Source organism: Streptomyces sp. NPDC001781 (assembly GCF_053596035.1).
Genome location: NZ_JBSFFI010000048.1, coordinates 1 through 19303 on the forward strand (window position 1 = coordinate 1; position 19303 = coordinate 19303).

A 19303-nucleotide genomic window follows, 5' to 3' on the forward strand; every position below is an offset into this window, starting at 1 on the left:
GGCTCCGACGGTGTGGTGTGGGTGGACGTGTCGGCGGGTGCGGGCCGGCAGGTGTCGGCGCTGCCGCCGTCGGTCGCGGCGTCGGACGCGCGGGCTCTCGTCGTCGACCCCGCCGGTCGGGCGGTGGAGCGTGCGCTGCCGGAGTTCGCGCAGTCGTCGTCCACGGCACACGCGGTGCTGGACGCGGCGACGGGGCACGGGTACGGCGCGCTCGGCCTGGAGGTCGAGAAGCGTCAGTGGTTCGTGATCAGCGGCATCGGCGACGTACCGGCCAAGCAGGTACTGGCCGTGGCGCCCGGTGTGAAGATCGTCACCGATCATGCCCCGCTCTTCCGGACCGCCGACGGGCGGATGCACCTCACCATGCCCGCGGCCGTACCAGGAGAGCCGCACCCCCAGAGGGCCTCCTACCTCATCGGCGAGGTCGTCCTGGAGCCGATGGCGGTACTCCCCGGTGAGCAGCGTCAGTCCCAGGAGGAGGCGCTGGCTCGGCTGGACCGGGTGGAGCGGGCCCTGGACGCCAGGGACGCACCGGGCGCCGCCCCGCACATCAGCCTCTCCGATCTCCTCCCCGCCTTGGACGGCTGGGAGACCACCGAGCTGGGCGACAAGGCCCTGGTCGGCCGGTCACCGCTCCAGAAGAACCTCGCCTATGTGCAGCCCACCACGGGTCTGCCCGCCCTCGGTTTGAGCGCGCTCTACGACGCGGCGGTCGACCGGCTGCCGCACGGGGTCCTCGGGTCGGTCGAGATGTCGGGCAGGGAGTTCGGGATGACGGCCACCGCGGACTTCGTGCGCGCCTTCACCGGCCGGAGCGACGTTCCCGACCCGGTCGTTCCCTTCCTGTCGCCCATCCCGGACATCGACGAGCTGTGGGGCTACCTGCGGCTGGGCTACGCCCACACCGTCGCCAGGCCGGGCGGCACAATCCTCAACCAGAGCCAGACCGGGTTCATGACCAAGAACGGCCTGACGGTGGCGTCCCGTCACGCGCTGGACCGCATCCTGCGGGCGCTGCGGCCCCGTTCCCGGAAATTCCTCGACGAGCACCACGACGGCATCAGCGCGAGGCTCGCCGTCGTGCTCGGGAGGCTGCTGGAGTACTACCGGAGCAACGTCACACCGGACAAGCCGCTCTTCCCGGGGTACTTCGACGCCACCATCGGCGATGTGCCGTCGCCCCGGGAGCACCTGACCTCCGTGCTGACGGGGCGCACCTCCCGGGGCAAGACCGTCACCCAGAAGCAGACGGTCGACATGGACGACGACCAGTACCCGACCCTGGACACCGACGACGGCAGGCTGGAGGTCCCACTGGTCCTCACGGAACTGCGGCACTACGCCTACGACGGTGGGCAGTTGATGACGCCCGAGGAGATCCGGCTGGCCGTGGCCGAGTTGTCGAAGCTCAGCCGCGAGGTCTACCGGCGGGCGCTCACGCACCGGGCCCCGCTGCCGGAGGACGTCCTGCGCGATGCCATCACCCGGGTCCTGGACAACGACGCCGTCCGAGGCCTCGCCCACTTCGTGCAGACGGTGCTGATGTCCGGGCTGCCGCAGCAGAGCGGCGGCAGCTACCGCCGGCTGATGTCGGTGGGGGAGAGCCAGCGGATCTCCCGCGCCCTGGGCGAGTACGCCCTGGGGACCCCGCTGCCCGAAGACGGCTCCGTGCACCGGGCGCTGCGCACGGCTGTCGACGAGGCGTCCGAGGCCGTCGACTCCGTCCCCCCGCAGCACCGGTCGAAGCTGCAGGACATGGTCCGCTCCGCGCGGGCTGCTCTGGAGATCCTCGCCGATCCGGAGCGGACGCCGCCGGTGATGGTGTGGGCTTCGGAACTGGTCGCGCAGGACGGGGCGCGGGTTCCTCTGGACCGGGTGCTGGTGGTCGGGCACCGGGACGCGGAGGGCAGGCCGGTGGGAACGTCCTCGCGCCCGGTCGAGGACTGGCAGGACGCCCACCGGCATGCCTACGGCCTGATGCCCGAGGTGGTCGGGTTCACTTTCGTGCGACGGGGCCCGGTTCCGCTGGAAAGCCCGGCGCAGACCTTGCCGTTCGCGGACGCCTATCTGGTCGGGCTGCGCGGTGGTCCGGCAGCCGCGTCGTTGCCTCTGTCGGACGGCAGTGACGGGGTGTTCGACTACGCGCGGGTCGTGGACTTCCTGTTCGCGGTGGACGGGCACCTGACGGCGCTGGCACCGGAGCGTCCGGTGCTGGTGGTGGGGGCGGATCTCACCGGGTTGCCTGCGGGTGACCCGCTGGAGGTGCCTTTGGCCGGTGAGATTCTGGCCGATGGTCTGGACCGGTGGGTGTGGGCGACGGGCAGTGGTGCCGAGCCGGTGCTGGTCCCTGCGGACGGGTCGGCGGGCGTGCGGTGGCAGTTGGCGGAGGGTGACTGGTGGGTCGGGTTCCGTCCTGGGCTGTCGACCGCCGAGCTGGGTCGCTGGGCCGAGCAGATCACGGGCCGTCGTGACCGGGCGCCGCAGGTGCGGCGGTGGGTGCGGGCGATCCGGCTGGTCTACGGTCCGTTGCTGGAGAACGACACGGCCGCGTTCGAGGCGCTTCTGACGGGGTTTTGGGCGCTGGAGCAGACCCGCGCGGCCAATGGCGTGCAGACGTCGCTCACCTGGGGCGATCTGCGGTCGGCGGTGAGTTCCCACTTCGCGGCTTTCGGGCAGCCGGAGCCTTCGCTGCCGGTGGGCCTGCAGTTCCTGCTGCTGTCGGCGGCAGGTGCGACGGGTGTGGACCTGGAGCTGTCGAGGTTCTCGATCGTTCCGCAGCACCACAGCGTGCGGGCCTGGGGGGAGGCGGTCGGCCCTGCGGTGGCGCAGGACGGAGAGATGACGTTCTTCGCGCCGGAGCCGGGGTCTTCCGCGTCACCCGCCCCGCCGCCGTACGCCTCCACCCCCGCGCAGAGCGCTCCCGAACCCCCGGCGGCTCCGGACACGTCGACCGGGCCGGACGACTCCCTGCTGTCGGCGGAGACGCTGATCACAGGGCCGTCGGGGCGTCCGCAGGGCCGCAACTGGACGGATGAACGGGTCGGCCGGGTGCGGCTGGGGACGGTCCGGGTCATCGAGGCCCGGCCGGGTGTGGCACCGAGGGTGGTCTCGGCCGGGCCGGCGCCGTGGCCGACCACCGCCTACGTCGTGGCGGCGGCGGGTGAGGACGGGCGGGTGGACCTACCGGACGGCCGGGTGCTGGACGCCGAGGGCCTCGCCGCCGTGCTGGCCGCCGACCCGGAACTGGCGAAGCTGCCGAAGGACGTTCCCGTCGTCCTGGCCGTCCCGTTCGCGGGACAGCAGTACCAGGAGACACTGCTGCTGGTCGCCCACCGGCTGGGCCGTACGGTGTGGGGAGCCAGCGGTGTGGCGCGGCTGGCCCTCGACGAGCCGGGGAACGCACATGTACCGGCTTTGATGGACCCCGATCCGCACGCGCCGGTCGGTGCGTGGGTGAAGGTTCTCCCGCCGGCCGCGCCCGTGCGGCACGAGGACCGTACGTGGACGGCGCTGGACGGGACGGTGTTCCGCGACAGCGACGTGGACACCCGCCCGCTGGCGGACGAGAAGCACGAGCGGTTCGGCCGGCTGGCCATGTCGCGGCAGGACGGACTGCGACGGGTGGAGCGGCGTTTCCGCACCTTCCGCCGGATGCGGGAGCTGGTGCACTTGACGCCCGTCGGCGCGTCGTACCAGGAGGGCGACTCCGAGCCGGTCTCCATGGACGCGGCGGTCTACGTGTACGCCGGGCATGCGTTCCTCGGCGGGGTGGTGCTTCCGCTGCGTGACGGCAGGACGGTGGACCTCGCCACACCGGACGCGGCCGCGTACATCGCGGGGCTGCCGGAGGTGCGGAAACTGCCCCCGGGGCACCGGATACACCTGGAGCTCTGCTGGAGTGCGTCGGACGGCGACCCGTTGCGGCCACAGGCTCCGTCCGCTCCGGTGCCCCATGTGGACGATCCGCTGGGTGAGGTCCCGCTCAACCTGTACGTGGCGAACCTGTCGCGTAAGGGAACGATCGGCAGCACCCGGCCGACCGGCTTCAACGACGTCCGGCGCTCGACGGTCGACGCGGCGAACGGTGAGCGTGGCCGCCAGGCCCTGCAGCCCCCCGAGCCGCTGGACCACGAGCTGGACCGGTTGGCGCGGGAGGTGGGCCTGCACGACGGCACGGGCGCGGTGCCGGTGGAGGTCCGGGATGCCGCCCTGCGGGTGGTGCGGGCGCTGCGCAGGGTGTTCGGCAACGAGATCGAGGACGACCGTGGCGTGCCGGGCGGCCGCTACGAGCGCGTACTGAAGGGCGTCGCCGCGCTGGAACGGATGCGGGCCAACGACCCGGCACTCAGTCCGTTCACCCCGTTCCGCATGGACCTGCTGGACTTCTACGTCCAGGAACACACCGGCCGCTCCCCGGACCGGGCCGGGTACCTCGCCCTGCTCGACTTCGCCGCGGCCCGGCTGGCGGCCGACCCCACCGCCCGGCTCACGGACGTCGTGCCGTCACCGGCTCTCCAGATCACCCTCAGGCAGCTGGCGGACAAGCGCGAGCAGGCGATCCGGTATGTGCAGTCGCTGTCCGCCTCGGCGGTGGTCACCCCACGGCACGTGGCGTCCACACTGTGGGCCACGGCACGCGCCGCCCAGATCTTCCGTCTCCTGACACCCACCGGCCGCGAGGCGATGGGCCGCAAGGTCCTCCACCTCGACAGCACCACGACCTGGGACCGGTCACAGCAGGAAGCCCTGTGGGCGGTCACCGCCAAGGCCATCGCCGAGGGCATGGACGTCACCGACCACGACCTGCTGGCCGCCTACCACCTGAAGGAAGCCGGTGCCTTCGGTCCGGCGGCCTTGCTGCGGCAGGGCCCCAACATCCAGGGCGTGAACTGGTCCGGGGCCCCCGCGCCCGCCGGGGTCGACTGGAGCACCGTACGCCGGATGACCTCCGGGCCCGACGGGACCGCCCTGACCTCCGTCGAGCCGGACTGGACCGGCCCGGGCAAACCCATGCCCATGCTGACCCTGATCGAGGTCGACCAGACAGGCACCATCCTCCTCCACCTCCCGGGCCGCGCTACCGTCCCCGTCCCCGAGCGCGAGTTCCTCGCCCTGCTGGACATGAGCCCGGCGATGCGCGGCGTCGGTCTGGGCATTCCGGTGCTGTTCCTGACCACCGGTGCAGGGGCGCTGAGCCCGCAGCTGGTACAGACGTTCTCGCAGGACACGGGGCGCCCTGCCTACGGTTACAGCGCACCCATGCTGCTCACCGACACCAGCCCCGGCGTGCCGCTCCACATCCTCGCCCTGCCCGACCCGGCCACCGGCGCCCCGGGCCACTGGACCGCCGCCACCCGGAAGCCGAGCACCGCCACCCTCACGCACGGCACGCCCATGCTCTTCGGACCGACGACCACGACCGTCCCCACCACGCGGGTAGCGGACCCGTTGCAGGACCCGGACACCGTGCTGCGGGACGGCTCCGGCGCGGTGCGCGGACGCAATCTCACGTGGGATTGGATCGGCGAGGTGCGGGTCGACCGTGTGCGGGTGGTCACGGGCGGCCGGTTCGCGCCGGAGGTATGGGAGCCGGACCGGCCCGCGCCCTGGGGCGGCGACGCCTACGTGGTCGTGGAGGGGGATCCGGTGGACCACGAGGCGTTCGCGGAGATGCTGGCCGCGGATCCGGAACTGACGCGACAGCCGGGCCACGTGCCGGTCGTGCTGGCCATCCCGTACGCGGGCACCCAGTACCTGCTTCTGATGCGCGCGGTTGCCGTCAGACTGAGGCGGCGGGTGTGGGCGCCGAGCGGCGACGGGTCGCTTCGGTACGACTCCGGCCTTGGCGCCCACGTGCCGACGATGACGGTCCGGGACCCCGGTGACTGGCACGGCGACTGGGTGCCGTTCGACCCGCCCGCCGCGCCTGCGCCGTTCGAGGACCGGGAGTGGGTATCGCTGGAGGGCAGGAGGTTCCGCGACAGCGACGTGGCCATCCGGCCCCTGGTGTTCGACCGCCGCGAGCGGTTCGGCAGCATCTCCATGCACGACAACATGGCCGGGCGCGAGACGCTGCTGCGGTCCTACTACAACTTCCGGCGACTGATGCACTACGTGGTTACCGGTGAGGGCGCCCAGCCGGTCGCCACCGAGCCGTTCAACCCCGACCGCGCCATCTACGAATTCCACGCACACGGCTTCCCGGGCGGCATTGCGCTCGCACTGCGCGACGGCGGGAAGGTGACGTTGAACGCGCGCGATGGCGGGCGGTACATCGGCGGGCTGCCCGACGTCAGGGAGCTGCGCCCCGGTTACCGGTTGGGGGTGAGGGTCTGCTACTCCGGGTCGGCGGGCGACCCGCGGAACCGGCCGAGGGGGGGCCGCCCGGTACCCCGTGTGGAGGACCCCCTGGAAGAGGTGTCGATCGGGCGAGAGGCGGCCAACGCCAGCGGGCTCGAGGTCGAGTCGACGTCCATGGTCGTGGGTATGTCCCCCAGTACCTTTATGATCCAGGACACCCCCGGCGGTGTGATAGGACGTCAGGAGCGTGACCGGCCGGAGCCCTTGGACAGCGAGCTGGACCAACTGGCGCGGGACGCCGGCCTGCACACGGCCCCCGGCGTGGTGCCACCGGAGGTCCGGGCGACCACGCTGCTGCTGGTCCGTGCGCTGCGCGAGGCGTTCGGCCAGGCCGTCGAGGACGACCGCGGAGTGCCGGAGGGACGGTACGAGCGGGTGCTGAAGGGCATCGGCGCGCTGGAGACCCTGCGCGCCGGCGACCCCGGCCTGCGCTCGCTCACCCCGTTCCGGCTGGACCTGTGGAGCTTCCTCGCGCGGCGGGTCGGCGGAGACGCCCCGGCTCAGGCCGCTTACGTGACGGTCCTGGACGCGGCCCGGAACCTGGTGGCCCAGCGGCCGGGCGCCCGGCTCAGCGAGATGGTTCCGGACACGGCGCTGACCTACGCCGTCGAGGAGCTGTCGGGCGCCGACGGCACGAGCCTCGTCCAGGGCGCGCTGGACCTGCCCGACTCCACGCCGGTGAGTCCGAGGCAGACCGCGCGGGTCTTCTGGGCGACGGTGGCGGCGGCCGACCGGATCCTGTTCGGGATGACACCGGTGGAGCAGGAGAGCCTGGGCCGCGGTGTCCTCCACATGGCGGAAACCGACCCCTGGACCGACGACCGGGTCATGGAGCTGACACTCCTGGCCACCCGGGCCCACGCGCGCGGCCTGGACATCGCCGACCCCCATCTGCTGGCCGCCTACCACCTCGGTGAACTGGGAGCCTTCGCACAGGTCCTCACCGACGGGACGGAACCGACCGGCTACAACTGGAGCGGCCGCCCGGCCCCCAACGGCGTGGACGTGGACCACTGGTACGCGCGGCTGAAGCGCGGCGGGGACATCATCACCGTTCCTCACCCGGCACAGTGGAAGTCCAGGAAGCGACCCGGCCGGACCGGGGTGATCTGGACCGGGATCGACGGGGGAACGGTCGTCGTGCACCTGCCCGGCCACCCCCCGCTGCGCATACCCGACGAGGAGCTCTGGGCCCTCCTGGACCTCGCCCCACTCGTGACCAAGGCGGAAGTGGACGTCCCCGTCCTCTTCCCGATGCCCGAGTTCGCGGCCGGGGGAGCGAAGCGGCTGCAGGCGTTCTCCGACCGCACCGGGCGCAACGCCTGGGGCTACACCGGCCCCCTCGACCTCGTCGAGGACGACCTGTTCGGCCCGCTGGCCGTCACCGCCCTCCGCGAGAAGAAGCTGGGCCAGTGGATCACGACCGTCTGGAAGGCCCGGCCCGTACTGCCCTGGCCTTCGGACAGCGTCACCACGGCCCCGGCCGCCGCCCCGCTCTGGCCGACACCGTCGGCCCGGCAGGACTCGGGCGTCGGGACGTTCCACTTCGCGGGTTCCGGCACCGGGGAACCGGAACCGGGCGAGCGGCCCGGTTTCGCCTATCCGTCCGCCGCCCGGATCAACGCCACTCCCGTGTCTCCCGCCGACCCGGGGAGCACCCCGGACGAGGACACCACCGACACCCGGAACACCTCCGGTGACGGTCCGGGCTGGGCGGTACCGTCCTGGCGTCCCGCCGGATCGCCCGGCACGGTGAGGTTCGCCGGCCTGTACCGGGACCGGGAGTGGCGACGCCGCAGCGCCGCCCTGGAGTTCGCGTACGCCGAGCACGTGGGCCGGACCGCCGGGCTCGTCGACTCCGTGCGCGACGCGGTGTCCCGTATGCACGGGGAGCTCGCGGCGCGCCACGGTGAGGACGCCGCCCGGCGGGCCTTCTTCGCCCCGGACGCGATTCCCGCGGACCCGGCCGCGGAGCTGGAGCGGCTGACGACGCTGCCCCCGGGGCCGCTCGCCCTCGACGCGCTGATGACGGCGCTCACGTACGCCTCGTACGCCGGTCCCGGGCTGCCGCGCGAGACGGCCGAGGCCCTGTCCCGGCCGGCCGGCAGCCGTGCGCGGTACGCGCCGGGAAGCGCCTACCGCGAGGTGCACGACAGCCGGGGGATGCGCCGCGTGGGCGGCGAGCACGGCCCCGCACTCCGGCTCCTGCGGACCTACGCCGCGCTCGGCGCGGCGCCGGGTCGGCTGCTCGCGCTGCGCGACGCCCTCATCGCCTGGGCGGTTCCGGCCGACCTCCAGTCCCTCCACGAGATCCTGCGTGCCTCCCACCGGATCGGCCTGGGAACCCCCGAGGAGCGTGACCTCGCGCTGCGCGACGGTGCCGGACTCCACACCTGGGTGGCGGACTCGGTCGGGGCGGCCGGACCCGCCCGGACCGACCGGGACGAGCCGTCCTTCGCGCCGTTGGTCCCGCCGCACCGCGCCCTGTACGCGGAGCGGATGACGTTCGGCCACGCCATCACACGCAGCAGACTGGACCTCCCCGGCGGCCTCGTAAACCTGGTCGACACCGCGCTCGCCGGAGACCCGCTGCCCGAAACGCCCCGCGGCAGGGCGCTCCAGGACTGGCTGAACCGATACGGCGACGCGGGCAGGGAGGCCCTGGCACGGCTGCACCCCGCGCATCTGACGGCCGTGCACCTCTACAGCGGCGCGGACTACCGGCTGATGAAGGCGTTCCTCAACGGCGAGCGTTTCGGTGCGGGGCTGGGACGCCGCCTGGTGCGCCTCACCACCTGGACCCTGACCCGGAAGATGGCCGAGGTCGGGGCCGCCGACCTCCTTCCCACGACGCTCCGCGGCCAGGAGGGCTTCGCCAAGCTGTTCGACGCGATGTGGGACGTGGACGACCTCGACGCATCGACCCCCGAGGTGGCGCGCCTGAGGCGTCATCTGGACGCGATGGCGGACGCGGTGCACGAGGAACTGGCCCTGCACGTCGACATGACGATCGAGGCGCTGGAGATCCTGCCCCCGCTGAACGGCGACGTCTGGTGGGGCGACCGCGGGGTGCCCGGGGCGCTGGGCGCCCCCCCGGTCGACGGCCCGGTCTACGGCAGGGACCGGATCACGATGCCGGTCTTCCGCAGCACGGCGCGGAGCAAGGAGGAAGCGCTCGGCTTCATGCACTGGAGCAAGGCGGTGCCCGGCGACGCGCACCGCGGGCTGGTACACGTGACCCGCTCCACGGCGCGGGAGGTCAGCCCGTTCGTCGTCCTGCCCCTGGAGACGGAGGTCCTGTACCCGCCGGGTGCCTCCGTGGACATCACCAGCCGGACCGTCGTCGCCGGCGATGCGCGCACGGAGCCGTACGAGTTCATCCAGACCGAAGAGATGGCCCCTCGACAGACGCCCGCTGACATCGGCCGGATCACGGAACCCGGTACGCCCGACGACCTGTTCGGAGTCCGTCCCCCGGCCGCCGCAGCCGACGCCGGGATCCGGCCCGCGCCGGTGATGCGGCCCGTGCACGGGCGGAACGGCGAGCTGATCGGTGTGGCGTCGTTCGACGACGCGGACTGGGCGGAGCGGCAGGAGCAGTACGGCAGGCTGGACCGCGCGCGGGGCTTCGTGTCGTGGGAGCGCGACGGCGCGGGCCGGCCGGCCGCCTCGGAGCAGGCGCTGCCGGGCGGTGGCACGGCCGAAGGGACGTTCTTCTTCGCGTCGCACGGCGGCGCCGACGGGCTGGCGCTGGTCACCGGCGACGGTGGCGTGCAGCGGGACGACGGGGCGTACGTGGGACGGCTGCTGCGCTCGGCGCGGGACCGCGGCTTCCGCAGCGTGACGGTGCTCGCGTGCGGTCCCGGCGACGTGCCGCTCAGCGAGGCGGAGGCCCGGGCGCGCGCGAAACGGATTGCCGTCGGTTCGGGGCTGCCTACTCATCTTGCGGTGGGGCGCGTGGCGGTGTCCGACGGGCTGCCGCACCTGCTGGAGGACGCCGACGGGCGGGCCACGTACTGGGTGACGGAGTACCCGGACGGCTGGACGGGTCCCCGCGTACCGGCCCCGGGCGTGGATACCGGCCGGCGTGCCGCGTTCGGTTACCCGTCCCCCGGCCTGTCCAACGTCACGGGAAGCGTGCGGGACGCCGCCCCGGAGCAGCTCGTCGCCGCCGACGCCGCCGGGGGAGCGCCCTGGTCGGTGACGCCCTGGCGCCCTGCCGGGGCCCCGGACACGCCGCGGTTCACCGGCTTCTACCAGGAGCGCGCGTGGCGGCAGGCGAGCGTCGACTGGGAGGACTCCCTCGCCGAGGCGCTGAGCGACGTCCCCGGACTCGCCGACGCGGCCGGGACGGCCCTGCGCGGGGTGTACGAGCGGCTCGCCGAGCGCAACGGGGGCAACGCGGCGGCCCGCGCGTTCTTCGCCCCGGACGCCGCGCCGGAGGACCCGGTCGCCGCGTTGGAGGGTCTGCTCGACGAGCCGCCGGGGCCGGAGGCCCTGGACGGACTGATGAGGGCCCTCGTGTACGCCGCGTACGCCGGTCCGGGGCTGCCCCGCGAGGTCGAGGAGGCCCTTTCCGCAGGCGGCGCGCGGTTCGCGGAGGACAGCGCCTACCGTGCCGTGCACGACAGCCGCGGTTTCCGCCGGGTGGGCGGCGAACGCGGTCCCGCGCTGCGCCTGCTGCGGATGTTCGCCGCGCTCGGCCTGCCGTCCACCGAACTGCCGGCGTTCCGCGCCGCCGTGGCCGCCTGGACGATCCCGTACGACCTGCAGTCGCTGCACGAAGTGCTGCGCGCCTCCCACCTGATCGGCATGGGCACCGCGGACGAACGCGCCGCCGCCACCCGGGACGGTGCCGCGCTCCACACCTGGACGGTGCGCCGGTTCACGGAGAGCGGGCTGCTGCCGCGCGAGGACGACGGCAGCGAGCTCGCGGCCCTGACCCCGCCGCACCAGGCCCTCTACCAGGAGCGCATGACCTTCCCGTTCGAACTCACCGGGACGATGGACGTACCGGACGCCCTCGTCACGATGGCCGACGCCGCGCTGGCCGGCGCGCTGCCGCCCCGCCCGGCCCCCCGGCTCCAGGTCATGGCCGACTGGCTGGAGCGGTACGGCGACCGTGGCGCCGAGGTGCTCCGGCGGCTCACCCCGGCCCACATCACGGCCCTGTACCTCTACAGCTCGTACGACTACCGGCTGATGAAGGCGCTGCTCAACGGCGAACGTCTGGGCAAGGGCCTCAGCCGTCACCTGGTGCGCTTCCACAGCTGGCGTTACCTCCTGGAGTCGGCCCGCGAGGAGGAGCTGGACATGCCGCCGCTCACCCTGGTCAGCCGGCCCGACTTCACCGACCTGTACGAGGAACTGACCGAACTGCCCGATCTCGACACCCCGAGTCCGGAGCTGGCCCGGCTGCGGCGCCGCGCGGACATGATGGCCGACCGGCTCCACGACGAGCTGAGACTGCACATCGACATGGCCGTCGAGGCGCTGGAGATCCTGCCGTCCGTCGGGGAGACCGCGTGGTGGGGCGAGCGGGGAGCGCCCGGCCCCATCGACCGGCCCGCCCTGAACGGCCCCATGTACGGTGCCGACACCATCCGCGTGGCGTTCTTCCGCAGCACCTCGCTGAAGCCCACGGAGGCGATCGAGTTCGCCCTGGGCGACAAGGCGGTTCCCGCCGGTTCGCACCGCAAGCTGGTCCAGGTCAGGAACTCGACGGCGCGCGACGGCACTCCCTTCTTCAAGCACCTCTCGGAAGGGGAGGCCCTGTACCCGCCGGGCATGGAGTTCGACGTCGTCGACCGACGGCTCGTCGAGACCCGCGGACGGCCGCCGATGCTGCACGAGGTGGTCGAGGAGGCGACCCCGCTGCCCGACGGCCTCTCCGGCACGACGTCGGCCGACCCGCTTCCCTTCACCCCGGTGGTGTTCGAGGACTCGGCGGACGCCTTGTTCGACCTCGGCCTGGACAGCGACTCCGACATGTCCGACGCCGGTGGGTCGGACTTCGACACCCACCCCGACCTCGACGCCCGCTCCGACCTCGGTGACGACGGCTCACCGGCAGGCGCCTATCCGCAGCGTGACTACTGGAACGCCCCGTGGGAGGGGCACGGGACCGCGTCCTCCCTGGAAGGGATCGCCGTCCAGGAGATCCGGGCGAACGGCAGGACGTTCGGCAAGGCATCCTTCACCCGTCGGGACTGGGCGCTGCGCGAGCCCTTCTACGGTCGCCTGCACGCGGCCACCCACTACACCGAGTGGAGCCGCGGCCCCGCCCAGGAACGCGTGGCCCGACGGCGTCCGCTGCCCGCCACGACGCAGAACGGCACGTTCTTCTGGGCGTCCCACGGCTGGCGCGACGGCTATGCCGTCGCCCGAGAGGACGACAGGAGCGTCGGTGCCGACGGCGCCATGGTGGGGCGCCTGCTCGGCGAGGGCCTGGCCGCGGCGGGCTTCACCAGCATCACCATCCTCGCCTGCGGCGACGCCACCAGCACAGGCCTGCCCACCGGCACTGCGGCCCGGGGCGACAGTCTGCGGGACGCCGTCCGACTGGTCGCGCCGATCATCCACCACACCGGCCTGCAAGTGTTCGTCAGCACCGGCCGTGCGGCTATCACCCCAGGTCAGGACGAGGACGGGCAGCCGACGGCCGAGATCCACCTCCTGGAGGCCGTCGACGGCAGTCCCACGACCATGCTGCGCGTCACCCCGGCTACCCTGGCCGGCACGAACCTCGGCCCTCCCGGGCCGGGGGAGGCCGAGGCCGGACCCGGCTCGCCGGCCGACGCACCCTGGTCCGTGCCGGGATGGCGGGTCCCCGGTGCCTCCGAGGCCGTACGTTTCGCCGGGCTCTACCGCGACCGCGAGTGGCGCAACCTCAGCTTCCGGTTCGAGTGGAGCCTGGCGCAGAAGCTCTCCACCGATCCCGAGGCCGTCCAGGGTGCCGCGCGTGCTCTCAGCCGGCTCCACCACTTCCTGGCGCAGCGGCACGGCGCGCTCGCGGCGGACAGCGCCTTCTTCCGGGGCCCGGAGGCCGAGCAGTGGCTCGCGGCACCGGACGCGGTGCACCGATTCCTGCAGGCCGGTCCGTCCGTACCTCAGATGGTCCAGGCGTTCGGCCATGCGGCGTACGGCGACGCGGGGCCCGTCACCCTGCTGCGTACCCAGCCCGGCTGGCTCCGGTCACCGTGGGCCCCGCGGCCGCACGGACCGCGGCAGGGTGCGTACCGGACCGCGCACGACCCGCGCGGATTCCGGTACGTCGGCGGGGTGGTCGGACCGGCCCTGTGGCTGATGCAGGCCTACCGGGCGATCGGGGCGAGCGGACCCGAGCTGATGGCCTTCCGCAAGGCGCTGCTGGCCTGGTCGATCCTGACCGACACCCATTCCCTGCACGAGGTGCTGCGTGCCTCCCACATGGCGGGTGTGGGCATCGAGGCGGAACGAGTCGCGCTCGCCCTCGACGGCGCCCGGCTGCACCGGGTGGCCGGGCGTGCCTTCGGTACGGGCCCGGTCCTGCCGCACCACCACTTCTACGACAGCAGGACACGCTTCGTCTCCCGCTACGACGTCGCAGTTCCCGGGGACATCGCGCAGGCGCTGACCGCGGCGGAGACCGGGGCACCCGTGCCGGAGGAACTGGTGGAACGGGTCGAGGTGGCCACCAAGTGGCTCGAGCGATTCGGGGAGCGGGGCCGGGCGTCCCTGCGTGCCCTGGCTCCCGGCCATCTGACCGCGCTGTTCCTCTACACCAGCCAGGACCACGAGCTCTTCAAGACCTACGTCACCGCGACCCGCTTCGGCGCCGCCGGCCGCTGGATGTTCAGGGAGCGGATCTGGCAGTACGTGCGGGGGGACGTCGTGGAGACCGGCCAGGGCCTGCCGGAACTGCTGGACTCAGACGAAGACCTGAGTGACGCGATCTCCGATCTGCGGGACCTGGACCCGGAGGCGGCCGAGGAGGAGACCAAGGCCATCCGCCGCCGGGTGAACAGGATCGCCGACAAGCTGTACGACGACATGGCCATGCACGTCGAGATGGCGGTCGAGGCCCTGGAGATCCTTCCGCCGGTGAACGGCCCGGTCTACTGGGGTGGCTGGCTCCCGGGCCACCTGGACGCGACCTCGCAGAACGGACCCCTCCTCACCACGACCACGCTCTACATCCCGCGATTCCGCAGCACCACCGAGGACTGGAACAAGGCGGGAGGATACATGCGGGGCGACCTCAGGGGGATGGGCGACGCCCAGGACCGGCACGCGATGCGGGGGTACGTGGCGCTCTCCACGGCCCGCCAGGTGGCACCGTTCTCGGCCTGGATCGACGAGGAGGAGGTGCTCTACCCGCCGGGCACGGCGATGAGCATTACCAGCCGCGACATCGAGACGGATGCCGTGACGGGGCGGCGTTTCGCCGAATACGAGTTCGAGGAGATGCCCGCCTACCCCTCCCGGGTCCTTCACAACGCCGAGGACGGGCCGGCGCCGCGCATCGTGGAACTCACCGATGACGAGGCCGCCACCCTGGAGGCCGGCGACGAGGCCACCGGCCAGGAGGCCCTCGCCCCCGCACCCCCGGACGGCTACCGGCGCACGGGCCCGTACGCCGCCGAGCTCGACGGCACCGTCTTCGCCCTCCACGAGTCGCCGGGGGAGGGTGACCGGACTGTGCCCACCCTGCTGTTCGCCCTCCGCTTCGCCGCGCCCGACGCTCTGCAAAAGGCGGGCATCGACACGGCCGACGACCTCCGCGCCTGGCTGGACGGCGTCCTCACCGACGACGACGCGCCCGAGGCGCAGGTCCCGCCGCTCGACGCGAGCCGGAACCTCCCGCTGAGCCTCCTGGACAAGGTCGGGGCACCCCTCGACATCTCCCAGCGCGCAGAGGCCATGCTCCTCGGCGACAAGCTCCCGGCCTCGGGGGTCCCGCTGAGCCCCGCCCGGCGTCTTCGGGTGCTGCTGACGGACGCCTCCTACGGAGCCGAGGGCGCGGCCGTGCCGATGGGGCCGCTCGTGACGGCGGCGGCCCGCGGCCTCGGGGTGGCGGTCGCCGTGGCCGGCCCGGACGGCGAGGTGACGCTCCACGGCGAGCGCACCGGCGGCGCACCCCCCGCCCTGCTGGTCCATGAGGGGGACCGCCACCTTGCCGGGCTTGCCGACGGACCGGGCGACACCACCGCCGAGAGCACCGCACGGCTGAACCGGGTGGCGGACGCCCTGTCCTCGGCTCCGGTGTCCGCGCTGCGCCCGGCGGCGGCCCGGCAGGCGCCTGAGTGGATCCTGGCCCGCGTCCGCTACATGGCGGAGGCCGCACGCTTCGAGGAGCGGCTGGGCCGGTATCTCGGCGGTCACGAGGAGGCGAACACCCAGCTCGGCGTGATGACCGCGGAGCTCTGGACCCGGGCCGTGGCAGCAGGTCGCTGGCCGGAACTCGGCACGGACGACCCGGCCGTCGACGGCGCGGTGGGCACCGACCGGGACCGGCTCCAGGCCGTCGCGGAGTCGGGCAACCTGCGCGAACGCATGGCCATGCTGTGGATCGGCTCGCGGTCGCCGGACGGGCACGGCGGACTGATCTCCGACCTGCTCGGCAGCCCCGACCCGAACCCCGAGGTGATCACCGCGGAGTACCGGTCCTTCCGGCTGCCCGCCGAGACGATGACGGCCTACGAGGATTTGGGCGCACGGCCGTACCGAACGCCCGAGGAGCAGGCGCGGCTGGCCCGCGACGGACGGGCGCTGCGCACACCGCTGCGCCCCGAGGACCTGTCGCCCCCGCTGAGCGAGGCCGAGCGGGCCCTCATGCCGGACGACGGCATCCCCTGGGTGCCGGGGATGAACCGCTACGACATCGCCATGAGCAGCCTTCCGCAGTCCGAAGCGGAGACGAGGGGTGCCCTGGTCCGGGCCGGCACCTCCGGCTCGGCCCACCGCCTGATGGCGCAGGCGGTGAAGATGCGGGACGCGTGGGGTCTGGACGTCGACCTGGGCCTGGTGCGGATCGCGCTGATGGCCGAGATGCTGCAGGCGGGGCACCACACCCTGGACGAGATCATGCGGGGAACCCAACTGGTCCTCGACGGCCTGCGGGAGAGCGGTGCCGCGGAGCCGGCCGACCTCGACTACGTCGACAACTGGGGCCGTTACCATCGTCTCGCCCCCTTGACCGAGGCGGAGCTGCGGGAACACGTCGCCGTCGACGGCAGGTTCCCCGACGAGCACGTGCTGGACGCGGCGGGTCTGCCGGCCACGGAGGGGCCGGCCGACCAGGCGGATCCGGCGGTGGCCGAATGGTCGGCGGACCACCAGGACGTACTGGGCGACGCGCTGGCCGTCCTGGCGGCGCTGGGTCCCTACGCCCTTCCCGGCCCGGACTACGGCGCCCTGACCACCGGCCGGCTGGAGCGCATGGTCGAGGCCTGGTTCCGGGCCCGGAACCTGACCCCGGCCGGCTCCCTGGCCGACAGGCTCCACCGCATACTGAACGACGACCGCGAATGACACCCCACCGCAGCGAGGAGCCCATGAACGCCGACACCGCCGGGGCCGGAGCCGCCGACGACACCGCGCCGCCGGTCCCCGAGGAGATCGAGGAGGCCGCCCGGCTCGCGCCCGACCACTGGCTGGGCATGGTCGACCCCGCGTGGGCAGGGGAGGGCGAACCGCCCGACTGGGCGGTGGTGGGCCGGTGGAGGTCCGGTCAGGACGGGGACATCGAGGAGTGGCGCCCCAACGAGGAGTACCGTCCCTCGCCCCAGGCGCTCGGCTGGTCCGCCCCGACCGACCCGGTGGACGAGGCGGTCCAGCTCGCCGCCACCGGTTACGGTCCGGGAGAGGCGGTCCCGCGGACGCTGGCCGTGGCGGAGGTCGCCGTCATGCTCGCCCCCGGTGGCGTTCCGCTGTCGGCCACCTCGCCCGACGGAGCGGCGGTGGTGCCCGTCTTCACCTCGCCCACCTACCTCCACACGGCCGGGCGCTTCGGCTACGAACTCGCGCCGGTCCACGAACTGGTGGACCGGATACCCGAAGGCCACGTGCTCTACCTCAACCCGTCCGGGCCCGTCGGTATGGCCGTGGAGACCGACGCCCTGCGCCAGGCACTCGAAGCGGCGGCCCGGGAGAGGATGGAGAGGGGTGAGGGGAAGCAGTCCGCAGAGGCATCTGTCTCCGCGCGTTCCTCGAAGGACCGAGGCGCGGACCTGCCTAAGCACCCGGTCACCGTGACCCCCGCCGGCACCCGGGCCGGGGGCGAGGCCGGTCCGGAGCCGGCCGGCTCCGGCGCCTGACCCGCGCCGCACCGCCCGGCTCACCGCACACCCGACAACGAACACCGCACATCGATGGAGTTGCCCCGCATGACGAGCCCTTCCGGCCCTCCGGACCACGAGCCCGAGAACCCCGCCGAGGCGGACGCCCCGGACGGGCCCGTCGGCGACGGTCCGGGCCCTCCGACCGCACAGGGCGGCCCGTCCGCGGTGCTGAAGGGCCGCCCGGGATTCCGGGAACCGCCCGAGGAGTACGTCAAGGCCGCCAAGGTGGCCACCAACCACTGGCTGTCCGTCATCGACCGGCACTGGAGCGGTGACGAGGGCGAGCCCCCGCCCTCCTGGGCGAGTCTCGGACGCTGGCGCAGCGACGAGAACGGGGAGATCGTCGAGTGGGAGCCGAACGACGAGTACCGGCCCTCACCCGACGCCCACGGCTGGGCCCCGCCGGTCAGTCCCGTGGACGCCGCCGTGCAGCTGGTCGCCACCGGATACGCCTCGGAGGACCTGTTCGCCCTGATGCTCGCCGACGCGGAGGTGGCTGTGTGCCTGGACGGCCAGGGCGGCCTCGCGGTGACCGACGCGGAGGACGGTACGAAGGCCGTACCCGTCTTCTCGACCGCACCCGAGCTGGAGCAGGACAGACTGCCCCCGCACGAGGTGATGTTCGTGCCCGATCTCCTGGACCGGCTGCCGGAAGGCAAGGAGGTGCTCTTCCTCAGCTCCTCCGCGCCGGTGGGACAGCTCGTGACGGCGGGCGCGCTGCGCGCGGCCATGGCCGAACTCGAGAGGTTCGCGGCTCTGGAGGAAGCCGACGCCTGGCCGCCCGCGCCCGCCCCGGCCGCGGGCACTCCCGAGGCGCGCGCGGACCGGCGGGACGCCGGCCCGGCCGACGACTGGCCCAACTTCATGACGGTAAGTCAGCTGCCGCACGGGGAAGGGCCGGAGGAGGTGCCCGGTACCGAAGCGGACACGGCCCGGGGGCCGGACAGCCCTGGGGGCAGCCCCGGGCGTGCGGCCACGGACGAGGACTGACACGCGGGCCGTTCCGGCTGCCCGGCCCCGCACGCGTGTACGGCGGGCGTACGGCAGGGGAACAGTGGGCCTGTGGGAACCGGGGGAAGTCTCCACTGCCGACCAAGTCGCTCCGGGGCGTGTACCGTTGACGCTTGAACGTACCTTCGAGCCGTCGTCCGACACGGCCCCCGCCGTGGCGGACGCCGGTCGCGTGCCGTCGGGGTCTCGGGGACGGAGCGGTCCTCGGCCCGGGCCACGGTCGCCGCGCCGTGTCGTACGGCGTCAGGTCCGACACCCGGCATCGCGTGGAAGGGCACCCCGACTCAGAGGTCCGCACCACCGGACTGTTAACTGAGGAAGGTGAGTTCGAAAGGATGGACCGTGTCTTCTGCTTCTGGAGTGCCTGCCGGTGAGTGAGTACGACGACAGGTCCGTCCCCGGGACGCCTCCCGCGCCTCGGCCCGAACCCTTGCCTCCGGCCGAGGTCCCCTCGGCGATATCGGCGTACGGGCGGATCGATACCGACGGTTCCGGAGCTCCCACCCCCGTGGGGGGGGGGGGCGGCCCGCCACGCGCCCCCCAGGACCGCGCCCGGCACCCCCCCACCCACCCCAGCTCGTGGCCCCCCGCGCCCCCCCGCGGGGCGAGGG

General features: G+C 73.3%; 3 protein-coding genes. All 3 read left to right on the forward strand.

The genetic code is table 11. The features are described from left to right. Positions 1 to 21 precede the first annotated feature (21 nt). The 3 genes from ACWCV3_RS27710 to ACWCV3_RS27720 all read left to right on the forward strand — a co-directional run bounded on the left by ACWCV3_RS27710 (position 22) and on the right by ACWCV3_RS27720 (position 18671). On the forward strand, positions 22 to 16872 hold the full coding sequence (locus tag ACWCV3_RS27710; RefSeq protein ID WP_451229704.1) for a lonely Cys domain-containing protein: 16851 nt from the start codon (positions 22 to 24) through the stop codon (positions 16870 to 16872). Positions 16873 to 16895: 23 nt separating this feature from the next. Continuing rightward, entirely contained in the window at positions 16896 to 17657 is a 762-nt protein-coding gene (locus ACWCV3_RS27715) for a type VII secretion system-associated protein (protein ID WP_451229707.1), read from the forward strand. Positions 17658 to 17726: 69 nt separating this feature from the next. Beyond that, positions 17727 to 18671, forward strand: a complete 945-nt coding sequence (locus ACWCV3_RS27720; protein ID WP_451229710.1) for a type VII secretion system-associated protein — start codon at positions 17727 to 17729, stop codon at positions 18669 to 18671. The last annotated feature ends 632 nt before the right edge of the window (positions 18672 to 19303 follow it).